Source organism: Nocardia africana NBRC 100379 (genome assembly GCF_001612635.1).
In the GTDB taxonomy this organism is placed as follows: Bacteria; Actinomycetota; Actinomycetes; order Mycobacteriales; family Mycobacteriaceae; genus Nocardia; species Nocardia africana.
Genome location: NZ_BDAV01000010.1, coordinates 342,406 through 354,109 on the forward strand (window position 1 = coordinate 342,406; position 11,704 = coordinate 354,109).

The following is an 11,704-nucleotide window of genomic DNA, read 5'->3' on the forward strand; positions in this document are numbered from 1 at the left end:
TCGGCGAAACGCCCGACCGCGCGAGGTGGGTCCGGCATACTCAGCGATATCCAGCCTGTGACCACAGCCAGATCCCGGCTGAACCGCGAGAGGCAGATCATGGACAAGAAATCGCTGACGGCGGCGGCCCGCCAGCAGCTCAAGCTGGCCGCATCCGCCACGAGTGGACGCAGTTCGCAAACCCTCTACGGCGGCCACACCCACAGCCTGCGCCAGACCCTCATCGCGCTGACCGCCGGCCAGAGCCTGGCCGAGCACGAAACTCACGGCGAAGCCACCCTGCAGGTCCTGACCGGAACCCTGATTCTGATCTGCGGCACCAACGAGTGGAAGGGCTCGCCCGGCGATCTGCTCGTCATTCCCTCGGCCCGGCACAGTGTGAAGGCGATCGACGACGCGGTATTCCTGCTGACCGTCGCGAAGTGAGGCCGGTCTCGCGAGGCCGGGCCGTCCGCACCCGCTGCCGGCCCGGCACCGTACCCTGTTGATCATGGGTGAGCCGCAGCCGATCCTCGATCCGCTTTCGCGCGCCGCGATCTTCCTCGTCGCGACCATCGACGAGGGCGGTGAGCCGGTGGTGCGCGACCTGCTCGCCGATCTGGCGGGACTGCGGCGCTCGATCGGATTCCGGGTTCCGGAGACGCGACTGTCCTGCGTGACGAGTATCGGTTCCGCCGCGTGGGATCGGCTGTTCGCCGGCCCGAAACCCGCACAGCTGCACGAATTTCCGGGCTATGCCGGGGAGAAGCATCAGGCCCCGGCCACACCGGGTGATCTGCTGTTTCACATCAAGGGCGAATTGCCGGACGCCTGTTTCGAATTGGCGATGCTGATCGGTTCCCGGTTGAAGGGCGCGGCCACGATCATCGACGAGACGGTCGGATTCCGCTATTTCGAACAGCGTGATCTGCTCGGCTTCGTCGACGGCACCGAGAATCCCGAGGGTCCCGCCGCGGTCGCCGCGGCACTGATCGGTGACGAGGACCCCGACTTCGCCGGCGGCAGTTATGTCGTCGTGCAGAAGTATCTGCACGATCTGGAGGCGTGGAGTTCGCTGACCGTCGAGGAGCAGCAACTCGTCATCGGCCGTACCAAACTCGAGGATCTGGAACTGTCCGACGAGGACAAGCCGGCGGATTCCCATGTCGCGGTGAACACCCTGATCGATCCGGACGGCACCGAGCGCCAGATCCTGCGCGCCAACATGCCCTTCGGCAGTGTCCGCGAGGGCGAATTCGGCACGTACTACATCGCTTACGCGGCTACCCCGGATGTCACCGAGCGGATGTTGGTCCGCATGTTCCTCGGCACCGACGACGCGCCCTACGACCGCATTCTCGATTTCTCCACCGCGATCACCGGCACCCTGTTCTTCACCCCGGCCAACGATTTCTTCGACGACCTTCCGGACGCCCCCATGCAGGAGGCGTCGGAGCAGGACCTGGAACTCGCGGCAGCCGGAACCGCCGAGCTGCCCACGGCCGCGCCTGCGGGCGACGGCTCCCTCGGTATCGGCACGTTGAAAAGGATTCCTCAATGAACAATTTGCATCGTGAACTCGCGCCGATCAGCTCCGAGGCGTGGTCGGCCATCGAGGAGGAGGCGACGCGCACCTTCCGGCGTCATATCGCCGGTCGCCGGGTGGTGGACCTGTCCGGTCCGCACGGCACCGACTACTCCGCGGTCGGATTGGGACACACCACCGTCATCGACGCGCCGGATGAGGGCGTCCAGGCCCGCCGGCGCGTGGTCGCGCCGCTGGTCGAGCTGCGTGTGCCGTTCACCCTCTCGCGCGAGGAACTCGACAACGTCGAGCGCGGCGCACAGGACGCGGATCTGGATCCGGTGAAGGATGCCGCCCGCAAGATCGCGTTCGCCGAGGACCGCGCCGTTTTCGAGGGCTACCCCGCCGCCGGGATCACCGGCATCCGGGCGGCCGTGTCGAACACGCCCGTCACCGCGCCGAGCGATCCGCGACTCATCCCCGAGGCCATCGCCCAGGCGCTGAGCAAGCTGCGGCTCGCCGGTGTCGACGGGCCGTATTCGGTGCTGCTGAGCGCCGATCTGTACACCGCGGTGAGCGAGACCTCCGACCATGGCCACCCGATCCGCACGCATATCGAGCGGCTGATCCCCGAGGGCGAGATCATCTGGGCGCCCGCTATCGACGGCGCCTTCGTGCTCACCACCCGCGGCGGCGACTTCGATCTGCAACTCGGTCAGGACCTGTCGATCGGCTACCTGTCCCACGATGCGGAGAGTGTGCAGCTGTACTTCCAGGAAAGCCTGACCTTCCTGGTCTACACCGCCGAGGCCGCCGTCCCGCTGCGCGGCTGAGCACGACGCGAGCGATCTTCGAGGTGCCACCGTGAGCGACGACGTCCCGCCCGTATCCGGGCCCGATCTCTCCCGCCGGTCCCGCGGGCCGGCGCGGGCGGTGCGGGCCGGTGTCGTCACCGGCCGCCGCACCCTCACCTACAGTGCGCTCGCCGTGCTGTCGGTGCTGGTGATCTGCGGTGCCGTGGTGCTCCTGTTCGGGGTGAACCGGATATTCACCGGACTGCTGGCCGGCGCGGTCGCGGGTATCGCGCTGCTGGTGGCGCTGTTCGGCCGCGATGTCGTGGTGCTCACCGACCGCGCGATCTACCGGCGCACCCCGTGGGCCGAATCGCGGCTGGAGTGGGATCGCGTGGTGGCCGGCCGGTTCGCCCTCGACGAGCGGGCCCGCTGGTCGCTCGCGCTGGATCTGACCGGCGGCGACGAACCGCACGACGAGCTGGTCCTGCTGAGCATTCCGCCGGTGCGGCATCCGGTGTCCAACGCCTACGAGCATCGCAAGCGCGAACAGGTCGCCGAGATTCGCCGGATCCTGCGCGAGCAGCGGGTACAGGTCACCGTGCTGCCCGAGATCGCCTCGGCCCTGCACGAACACTGGAAGCTCGCGCCCGCCGCCCGGTGAGCTCCGCACCCGCCCGTACCGACCGTATCGTGAAGGCTCCCTTTATGATTCGCACCGCCGCACTCGCGCACATCCGCGATCGCCGTCTGCTGCAGGCACGTTCCACCGGCAAAGAGGTGTTCTACATGGCGGGCGGGAAGATCGACCCCGGCGAATCACCGGTGCAGGCGCTGTACCGCGAGGTGCGCGAGGAACTGGGTGTCGACGTGGCGGCCCACGACGAGCTCGGCGTCTTCGAATGCGAGGCGTACGGGCACACTCCCGGTACCGCGCTGCACATGACCTGCTTCACCGCCGACCTCACCGGCGAACCGACGCCGACGAGTGAGATCGCCGAATTGCGCTATTTCACGGTGGGCGAGTACGCGGCCATGCCGCATGTCGCGCCCGGATCGATGCTGGTCTTCCGGCGCCTGCACGAACTCGGCCTGATCGACTGACCGCTGGATTCGCTACGTCGCCTCGCCGCGTTCGACCGGCTCGGCGCCCTCGTCATCGATGATCGGACGCGACTCCTCCGGCAGCTCGGCGGCCCGGTCGCGGGCCACCGGACCGGGCGGTTCGGCGTCGGACGGGATGCGCGTGGCCACCACGAAGGCCAGGAGCAGCACGACCGCGACACCGAGCAGCGCCACCCGGGTCGCGTCGGCGAATCCGTTGGCCAGCGCGTCGGTGACCGCGGCCGGCGCGTGCTGGGCCCGCAGTCCGACGATCGCGCCGCCCGCCGAATCGCGGGTGGCCGCCCCCACGGCACCGGCGGCCCGGGTGGTCAGGCCGGGGACGTAGCTCAGCCGATCGGGCAGGAAGTGGCCGAGACCGATCGAGAGGGTACTGCCGAGGACCGCCACACCGAGCGCGGCCCCGGCGGGCCGGGCCGCGGCCGCGGTGATCGATCCCGGATCCGATGCCATGGCCTCCGCGCCGGTGCGCCGAATACTCGCCGTCAACGGGGCGGAGGCCAGCCCGAGACCGATTCCGTAGCAGGCGAGTAGCACGGTCGGCACCCACGCCGGAATGGTCGATGTCAACGCCAGCGCGGTCACCGCCATCGCGAGCAACGCGATCGCCAAGCCGATTCGTATCAGCCACAGCGGAGGTACCGCGCGCAGTGGCCCGGCGGTCAGTACGGCCGAGATCAGAGCGCATCCGGTCAGCACCACGAGGATCGAACCCGTTCGCAGGGTGGACAAGCCGAGGCAGTTCACCAGGTACAGCGGCAGCACGAAGAGCAGTCCGAACTGCGCCGCCGCGATCAACAGGGCCGCGCCGTCACCCCAGTGCCGGGGATCGCGCAGCTGCGAGAAGTCCATCAGCGCGGCATGTTCCACCTTCACCCGATGTCTTTCCCAGAAGACGAACAGCACCAGCAGCAACACCCCCACAGCGAGTACGAACGGGATGGGCGAACTCGCCGATTGCGTCGACCAGGTCACACCGAACACGCTGAACTGCCGCCGCGGCCGCAACCAGCCGTAACGCTGCCCCTCGATGAGGGCGAAGATCACCAGCGCGAACCCGGCCGTACTGAGCAGCCATCCGTCCACATCCGGTCCGGTCGCCGCGGCGCCGATGCGGGTTTCGGGCACGAGAACGGCGCCGAGCAGGACGACCACCGCGATCGGCACGTTGATCAGGAAGATCCACGGCCAGGTGAAGGAATCGATGAACCACCCGCCCAGCGCCGCGCCGACGACCGCCGCGCCGGCCGGGGCGACCACCCACGCGGTGAACGCGATCACGCGCGCCCGGCCGTGGAACATCGCCGCTACCGTGCCCAGAGAGCCGGCCACGACCGCCGCACCGCCGATCCCCTGCACGATCCGGCCCCAGATGAGCGGGCTCGCCGAATCCGCGGAGGCGGACAACAGGCTGCCGCCGACGAAGATCAGCACCCCGAGCGCGAAGATCACGCGCCGGCCGAATCGGTCGGCGATCCGGCCGACGGCGATCAGCAGAACCGCGAGCACGACCGAGTACACGCAGAAGACCCACTGCGCCTGGGTGAAATCGAGTCCCAGGTCACCGATGATCGTCGGCAGCGACACGCCGACGACCGTGCCGTCCAGCGTCACCATCGCAAGGCCCAGCGCGAGGACCGCGAGTGCCCACCACCGTCTGGCACCGGTGGGTGGCGAACCGAGTTCAGCGTCTGTTCGAACGTGATCAGCCATGCGCCGCTCCCGTCGTCGACCGGTGTCGCTGGGAAGTAACTCGTATCGGTCGAGTCTACGAGCCGAACCGGGCGAATCTCGGCAATAGGGACCCGGCGATACCGGACCGTGTGGTGAACGCGAGCATTCGGCTATCCGGCACCGGACCGGTCGGCGGCTGATCGGTGGCTCGGGGCCGCGGTGTCACTCGGAGATCCGGCCCGCCTCCGGGAAGGTGGCGTCGCGGATGATCCGCAGGCCGCTGATCAGGGCCTCGCACTGCTCCGGGGTGAGCTGCCCGTAGAACCAGGTGTCGAGGATCTTCAGATATTCCGGCAGGACCTTGGCCAGCCGGGTCGCGCCGGCGGCGGTGAGGGCGGCATAGGAGCTGCGGCGGTCGTTGGGATCGGGCTGGCGACGGGCGAATCCGTTGCGCTCGAGCCGATCCACCAGGCGGGTGACACCGCTGGTCGACAGCTGTGCCTGATCGGCCAGATCGGTCATCCGCAGCCGGCGGCCGGGCGAGCGGCTCAGGCGCATGAGGGCGGTGAAGTCCAGCACCGACAGGCCGTTCGCCGACCAGGTCGGCTCGAGTTTGCGGCGGATCCCGCTCGTCGCCTCGAACAGCATTCCGATATCGGAGAGGCGCGGGTCGTCGAAGACGTCGGCGTCGTGCGTGTGCTCCATGCGGCCAGCCTAACCCACAGTTGTCACGCGGATAGTTGACACGAGGAATACTTTCCATATCATTGCCATGAGGATATTCCTCGCAGCAACTAAATGGAGATGTCATGACCAGCACCTGGCTCGCCGGATTCCGCTCCGCGATCATCAGCCCCTACGAGCAGTTCCAGTTGACCGAACCCCGGGGGTTCACCGATCGAACCGTGCGCCAGGTGCTGCACATGGCCGGCGGCGGTCGGCAGATTCGGGTGCGATTGAGCAATCGGTACGGCCGCGACGCTCTGGAGATCGGTGCGGCCCGAATCGCCCTGCGCAAGAACGGTTTCGCGACGATCGCCGAAACCGACACCGTGCTGCGCTTCGACGGGGCGGACACCGTGCGTATCCCGGCCGGAGGCGAAATGGTCAGCGACACCGTCGATCTCGCGGTGAACGGCGGTGACGATCTACTGCTGAGCCTGTACCTGCCCGGGTCGACCGGGCTCGCCACCTTTTCGCATCAGCCGATGGAGATCACCGCCGTGGTCGCCGGTGATCACACCGCCGATCCGGACCTCTCCGAGGTGGAAGAGGTCGCCTCGCGCTTCTACGTCACCGGCGTCGACGTGCTCGGTGACGCGGACACCCCGGTCGTGGTGGCGTTCGGTGACTCCTGGTTCGACGGCGCCGGAACCACGCCCGGCGCGAATCGCCGCTCCGTCGACGCGCTGAATTCGCTACTGACCCGCGGCTGGGTGGTCAACCAGGGCATCGGGGGCAACCAGTTGCTCACCGACGAGGTCGGGGAACACGCCCTGGCACGGTTCGACCGCGATGTGCTCGCCGTACCGGGCGTCACCCATGTGGTCGTCAATTTCGGCATCAACGATATCGGGCTGGGCGAGGTGGCCGCGGCCGGCGATCTGATCGCCGGCTACACCGAACTCGCCGCGCGGGCACACGCCGCCGGACTGCCGATCTACGCCAACACGATCGGGCCCTTCGCCGGGGTGATCTATCCGGAGGTGAATGTGGCTCCCGCCCTGCCGGTGCGCGTCGTCGTCAACGAATGGCTGCGGACCACAACAGTTTTCGACGCAGTCTTCGATGTGGCGGCCGCCGTGGCGGATCCGGAGCGGCCCGACTTCATCCGCCCGGATCTCGACAGCGGCGACGGCTTGCACCTCAACGACGAGGGCGCCCGCGTCATGGCGGAGACGATGCGGATTCCCGGGCTGCGCTGACGGCCGGCTCTGCCGCAACGGTGCCGAGGCCGGCCTCGGGGTAGTCCCGGCGATAGGCCTCGGGCGTGGTGGCGAAGCGGCGGACGAAGGCGCGGTGCAGAGTCTCGCCGTGGCGGTAGCCGACCACGCGGGCGATGGCGGTGACGGTGAGTTCGCTGGACTCCAGCAGGCGCCGGGCCGCTTCCAGGCGCAGTTCCGCGACGAAAGCGGCTGGGGTACTTCCGGTTTCGGCTCGAAAGGCGCGGGCGAAATGACGTTCGCTCATGCCCGCGCGCCGCGCCAGGGCGGACACCGCCAGATCGTCGCCGAGATGGTCGGGCAGCCATTGCTGGACGGCGCGGATCGCGGGCGTACGAGCCGGCTGCGTGCGCAATTGGGCGCTGAATTGCGTTTGGCCACCGGAGCGCCGGGTGAAGACGACGAAAGCGCGAGCGACCTGCTGAGCCATCTCACGGCCGTGGTCGTCCTCCACGAGGGCCAGCGCGAGGTCGATGCCGGCGGAGACACCCGCCGAGGTCCAGCGGTTGCGATCGTGGACGTAGATGCGGTCGGGTTCGACGACGACGCGAGGGTACGAGCGGGCCAGGAGATCGGCCGCACCCCAGTGGGTGGTGGCGCGGTAGCCGTCGAGCAGGCCGGCCGCGGCGAGCAGCAGCGCTCCGGAGCACACCGAGGTGACCCGGCGGGACTTCCGGGCGAGCGAGGGCAATTCGCGGACCACCTCCGCGGAAACCGGCCCGGAAATCCAGCCGCCGACGACCACCAGGGTGTCGATCTCCGTGGCGGAGCAGGCGAGGTCGTGCAGCGAATGCCGGACCCCGAGGGTCAGACCGCCGTCGGCCTCGATCGACCGGCCGTCCGGCGAGGCCGTGAGGAGTCGGTAGGCGGTGTCCGCGCCCATCGTGTTGACGGCTCCGAAAACATCCATCGGCCCGGCCAATTCGACCAGCTGCATGCCCTCGTAGACGACGAAGACGACGGTGCGCGGCGCGGGCATTTCGCCATCATCGCAGCCGGGACGAGCGGCCGCCACGGTCGACGGCCAACCGTGGCGGGGCACGCCCGGCGTCCCCGCGCATCCGGCAGGCCCGAACCGGGGTACGCACATCACCCGGCGCGCCGGACCTCGGTGCTCCCGTCCGGCGCCGCACACTGTCCGAGGAAGGAAATGATCGCTGCCGCAACATCATCCGGCGATTGTGCGTGCGGATAATGTCCCCCGTTCTCGATCATGACGACGCGGCCCGCACCGTGGGGCAGCGCGGCTACGATCGCATTCGCCTCGGCCTCGGGATCGGCGAAATCCGGATCGGCCGAACCCATGATCACCAGTGCGGGACAGCGGACGTCCCCCAATCGCGCATGGGCGTCGGCGGGAGTGGTCTGTCCGGTCTTCATGAATTCCGCCCACCGGCCGGGCCGCCGCAGCGTGCTCTCCACATCGGCGAGGTAGTGGTCGTAGTCGGCGGGCCTGGCCGGATACGCGACGTCCAGATAGCGCCGCCACCAGGGCAGCGATTTCAGCGACATGGTGAGGGCGAGGCGAACCATGCCGCGGCGGTATCGGCGGCTGCCGAGCAGAGCGCCGACGTGTAGCCGCTGTGTCCGGGTGAAGGGGCCGATCTCGACGATCCCGCGCACCAGCTCCGGAGCCTGGGCCGCGGCGATCGTCGCCGAACCGCCCGACAGCGAGTGCCCGACGATCACCGCCGGGCCGCCGAAGTGCCGGATCACTCCCAGCAGGTCCTCCGCCACATCGGTGCGGCTGATGGCGGCCTTGCCGGTCACCGAGGGCCACTCCGTACTGGATTCGCCGTGCCCTCGCATGTCGACGTTGACCACCCGATACCCCGCCGCGGCCAACGGCCCGAGCAGGAAGCGGAAGTCTTGGCGCAGGGTGCCCATGCCGTGCGACAGCACCACCAGCGGTCCGTCCCCGGCCACATCGCAGGCGAGCCGTCCGTGTTCGAGCGTCACGTACTCGGTCATCATCGTTCCTTCCAGCGGGAGCATCCGGTCGCACATGCGACCTGCTGAAATGGAACGCCGGAAACTCGGGGTGGTCGATGCCGACGGCCGGAAGGGTCAGGGGCGCGGCCGACATCGTCAGATTCCGGCGAATCTCCCGGAGGAGTTCAGCGCGGTTTCACCTCGGCCAGCAGTTCGGGCCCGCGGGCTTCGACGCGGCGGGTGACCACCTGTGCGCCGAGCAGTGCGGCGCCGACACCCAGGACGATTCCGACCGGCAGCGCCGACCATTGCACGAGCGCGTTGTGGAGATAGGCGCCCAGCGCGAGCAGGCCGAGCACCGGCAGGTTCACCACGAGCTGACCGAAGCCGACCGCCAGCTGGACCAGCGCCCGTGCGCACCCGGGATTCCCGGAATTGCCGGCGAAGGGGTTACCGCGTTGCTGCGGAAGCGGATACGCGGCGTAGACCGACAGGAACATCGACGCCGCCACGCCGACGCCCATGACAACCGGCAGCGTCGATACCGCCCACGGATACATCTGCGGGCGCCCGACCGCACCCGGAAGGACGAGCGTGAGGGCCACGGCGAGAGGGCCGACGACCAGGAGCCAGGCGATCATGCGGCCGCGGACGTCGGCGCGCACGGCACCCGGAATCACCAGGGTGTGCCAGAGCGCGGTGCCGTCGAAGGCGTACATGTTCGCGCCGGCCATCGCGGCCAGCCACACCACGAACACGCCCGCGAAAGGCACACTGGCGCCGCCGTTCTGCACGCCGAGGAAGATCGGCAGCACCACACCGATGAGCAGCAGCGGCAGCAGGGCCGCGCGCCGCCGGCCGTCGCGCCACCACGTGCGCAACTCCTTCAGTACCACCGCGCCGACGGGAGTCGGGCGGATCATCCGCTCCAGCCGGCCCGAACCCGCCTGTGCGCGAACCGGTCCGGCCGGAGCGGCGGTGGTGGTGAGGCGGCGGCGCAGCAGCACCGCCCATGCCTGCCACAGCAGCACCGACAGCGCGGCGAGTCCCGCCAGCGCCCCGACACCGAACCACCAATGACCTTCCTCGGCTGCCTGAACCGCATAGGGCGCCCATCCCGAGGGCAGGATCCGCAATGTCGCGCCCAGGCCGGGCGACACGTGCTCGAGGCGCGGCCCGAGATAGGACACCAGCAGTTGCAGCGGGTAGTAGGCGAGACCGGTCAGGCCCGCCAGCACGACCCCGAGATCGCGACCGCGGCGCGACCGCATCGCGGCGCCGATCCACGCGAGTACCGCGCGGGACAGCAGCACCACGAAGATCAGTTGCAGGCACATCCCGGCCACCGCGAACAGGGTCGGCACCACCCCCCATTGGGCTGCGAGCGCGACCAGTCCTGCGAAGGCGATCAGATTGACCGCACCGGCCGGCCCGGTGAACGCGACCGCCGCGAGACCGATCGCCAGTTGGCGATAGCTCAGCGGCAGCAGCCGGAAATGTTCGGGCTGCAGTGTTTCGTCGCTGCTGCCGGTGATGATCGGGCCGGCCAGCCAGCCGAGCGTCCACACCGCGTACAGCGTCGCCGCCACATTGATCGCCGCGCGGGTATCCCAGGCGTGGCCGGCCGATGCCGTCACCACCGCGGTGGTGACGGCGGCGAGTATCCCGAAGATCAGGCCGATCCAGAAGCCGACCGCCGCCCGTCCGTTGTTCATCGCGCGGACGGTCAGCCGCCAGCGCATCCGGATCAGGACGCCAACCACGACAGGCCCTCGTCTCCCCCGATGCGCCCACCCACCAGCCGGACGAACGCCTCCTCGAGGCTGCCCTCACCCCGCACCTGCGCGACCGAACCGGCGGCGACCACCCTCCCCTTGTCGATGACGGCGAGGTGATCGCACAGGTTTTCCACCAACGCCATCACATGACTCGACAGCACGACGGAGCCCCCGGCGGTGACGAACCGCTGCAGAATCGTGCGAATAGTGCTGGCGGACACCGGATCCACCGCCTCGAACGGTTCGTCGAGCACCAACAGCTTGGGTCCGTGCAACAGTGCGGTGGCGAGCCCGATCTTCTTGCGCATACCGGCCGAATAGTCCACGACCAGAGTGTTTTCCGCCTCGATCAGCTCCAGTACCGCGAGCAATTCCTGAGCGCGCTCGGCCACCGTGCCCGGCGGCAGACCGCGCAAAAGCCCGGTGTAGGTGAGCAATTCACGTCCGGTGAGCCGCTCCGGGAGCGCGAGACCGTCCGGCAGCACGCCGACGATCGTCTTGGCGCGCACCGGATCTACCCACACGTCGGCCCCGAAGATCCGCGCCTGCCCGGCATCGGGCCGCAACAATCCGACGGCCATCGACAACGTGGTCGTCTTCCCGGCGCCGTTGGGCCCCACCAGCCCGAAGAACGACCCCGGCGGCACCGCCAGGCTCACCCCGTCGACCACCCACGGCCCACCGAACCGCTTGTACAGCCCGCTCAACTCCAGCGCGGGCGTGACATCGGCTTCCATATCCCCTCCTCCGCGGGTGACGCACCCGCATCAATGTGCCGGAACCTCGGCAGCACGGCGGGATCAGGTACGTGAGAGGCCACGGAAATCACCTCCGCTCCTTCGGACCGGGCCGACGCTTCCTGGGATCGCCCGCGAGTCTATCGGGAGACGACGCCGAAAGCCGGTGCCGGAGAGCAGCCGCACCCCGTTCGGGCAGCCGCACTCCGTGCACCGGCCTCGT

The 11,704-nt window shown here is 69.0% G+C and carries 12 protein-coding genes; 6 read left to right on the forward strand and 6 right to left on the reverse strand.

Features of this window, described 5'->3' with window-relative positions; translation table 11 throughout:
* Nucleotides 1-99: 99 nt before the first annotated feature.
* The 5 genes from NA3_RS18595 to NA3_RS18615 all read left to right on the forward strand — a co-directional run bounded on the left by NA3_RS18595 (nucleotide 100) and on the right by NA3_RS18615 (nucleotide 3,399).
* Entirely contained in the window at nucleotides 100-426 is a 327-nt protein-coding gene (locus NA3_RS18595; RefSeq protein ID WP_030517171.1) for a cupin domain-containing protein, read from the forward strand.
* 64 nt (nucleotides 427-490) lie between these two features.
* Entirely contained in the window at nucleotides 491-1,540 is a 1,050-nt protein-coding gene (locus NA3_RS18600; RefSeq protein WP_062964876.1) for a Dyp-type peroxidase, read from the forward strand.
* Nucleotides 1,537-2,337: a family 1 encapsulin nanocompartment shell protein gene (locus NA3_RS18605; RefSeq protein ID WP_062964877.1), complete on the forward strand. Its 801-nt coding sequence runs from the start codon at nucleotides 1,537-1,539 to the stop codon at nucleotides 2,335-2,337. Before NA3_RS18600 ends, NA3_RS18605 begins: the two co-directional genes overlap by 4 nt.
* Before the next feature lie 31 nt (nucleotides 2,338-2,368).
* On the forward strand, nucleotides 2,369-2,959 hold the full coding sequence (locus NA3_RS18610) for a hypothetical protein (protein WP_227995570.1): 591 nt from the start codon (nucleotides 2,369-2,371) through the stop codon (nucleotides 2,957-2,959).
* A 44-nt stretch (nucleotides 2,960-3,003) separates the two neighbouring features.
* Nucleotides 3,004-3,399 carry an NUDIX hydrolase gene (locus NA3_RS18615; protein WP_062964879.1) on the forward strand — a complete coding sequence of 132 codons (396 nt, stop codon included), beginning with the start codon at nucleotides 3,004-3,006 and terminating at the stop codon, nucleotides 3,397-3,399.
* Between the two features lie 12 nt (nucleotides 3,400-3,411).
* On the opposite strand, the gene NA3_RS18620 is transcribed toward NA3_RS18615, so the two are convergent.
* Nucleotides 3,412-5,130, reverse strand: a complete 1,719-nt coding sequence (locus NA3_RS18620; RefSeq protein WP_062964880.1) for an MFS transporter — start codon at nucleotides 5,128-5,130, stop codon at nucleotides 3,412-3,414.
* A gap of 183 nt (nucleotides 5,131-5,313) precedes the next feature.
* Nucleotides 5,314-5,796 carry a MarR family winged helix-turn-helix transcriptional regulator gene (locus tag NA3_RS18625; protein WP_062964881.1) on the reverse strand — a complete coding sequence of 161 codons (483 nt, stop codon included), beginning with the start codon at nucleotides 5,794-5,796 and terminating at the stop codon, nucleotides 5,314-5,316.
* A gap of 104 nt (nucleotides 5,797-5,900) precedes the next feature.
* Between NA3_RS18625 and NA3_RS18630 the strand changes: the two genes are divergently transcribed.
* Nucleotides 5,901-7,016 carry a GDSL-type esterase/lipase family protein gene (locus tag NA3_RS18630; RefSeq protein ID WP_062964882.1) on the forward strand — a complete coding sequence of 372 codons (1,116 nt, stop codon included), beginning with the start codon at nucleotides 5,901-5,903 and terminating at the stop codon, nucleotides 7,014-7,016.
* Here the strand turns inward: NA3_RS18630 and NA3_RS18635 are convergent.
* The 4 genes from NA3_RS18635 to NA3_RS18650 form a co-directional block, all read right to left on the reverse strand.
* A complete protein-coding gene (locus tag NA3_RS18635; RefSeq protein WP_084491664.1) occupies nucleotides 6,979-8,013 on the reverse strand; it encodes a GlxA family transcriptional regulator in 1,035 nt (344 codons plus the stop codon). The genes NA3_RS18630 and NA3_RS18635 overlap by 38 nt on opposite strands.
* A gap of 110 nt (nucleotides 8,014-8,123) precedes the next feature.
* Nucleotides 8,124-9,008, reverse strand: coding sequence for an alpha/beta fold hydrolase (locus NA3_RS18640; protein WP_218021846.1), 885 nt, complete (start codon nucleotides 9,006-9,008; stop codon nucleotides 8,124-8,126).
* 143 nt (nucleotides 9,009-9,151) lie between these two features.
* Complete coding sequence (locus NA3_RS18645) at nucleotides 9,152-10,729, reverse strand: hypothetical protein (protein ID WP_062964883.1); 1,578 nt, start codon at nucleotides 10,727-10,729, stop codon at nucleotides 9,152-9,154.
* On the reverse strand, nucleotides 10,714-11,481 hold the full coding sequence (locus NA3_RS18650) for an ABC transporter ATP-binding protein (protein WP_062964884.1): 768 nt from the start codon (nucleotides 11,479-11,481) through the stop codon (nucleotides 10,714-10,716). Before NA3_RS18650 ends, NA3_RS18645 begins: the two co-directional genes overlap by 16 nt.
* Nucleotides 11,482-11,704: the final 223 nt, after the last annotated feature.

Excerpts from the sequence above, each read along its gene's own strand:
- NA3_RS18615 (WP_062964879.1), top strand. The coding sequence starts at position 3,004 with ATGATTCGCACCGCCGCACTCGCGCACATCCGCGATCGCCGTCTGCTG.
- NA3_RS18625 (WP_062964881.1), bottom strand. The coding sequence starts at position 5,796 with ATGGAGCACACGCACGACGCCGACGTCTTCGACGACCCGCGCCTCTCC.
- NA3_RS18640 (WP_218021846.1), bottom strand. The coding sequence starts at position 9,008 with ATGATGACCGAGTACGTGACGCTCGAACACGGACGGCTCGCCTGCGAT.
- NA3_RS18600 (WP_062964876.1), top strand. The coding sequence starts at position 491 with ATGGGTGAGCCGCAGCCGATCCTCGATCCGCTTTCGCGCGCCGCGATC.
- NA3_RS18620 (WP_062964880.1), bottom strand. The coding sequence starts at position 5,130 with ATGGCTGATCACGTTCGAACAGACGCTGAACTCGGTTCGCCACCCACC.
- NA3_RS18650 (WP_062964884.1), bottom strand. The coding sequence starts at position 11,481 with ATGGAAGCCGATGTCACGCCCGCGCTGGAGTTGAGCGGGCTGTACAAG.
- NA3_RS18630 (WP_062964882.1), top strand. The coding sequence starts at position 5,901 with ATGACCAGCACCTGGCTCGCCGGATTCCGCTCCGCGATCATCAGCCCC.
- NA3_RS18605 (WP_062964877.1), top strand. The coding sequence starts at position 1,537 with ATGAACAATTTGCATCGTGAACTCGCGCCGATCAGCTCCGAGGCGTGG.
- NA3_RS18635 (WP_084491664.1), bottom strand. The coding sequence starts at position 8,013 with ATGCCCGCGCCGCGCACCGTCGTCTTCGTCGTCTACGAGGGCATGCAG.
- NA3_RS18595 (WP_030517171.1), top strand. The coding sequence starts at position 100 with ATGGACAAGAAATCGCTGACGGCGGCGGCCCGCCAGCAGCTCAAGCTG.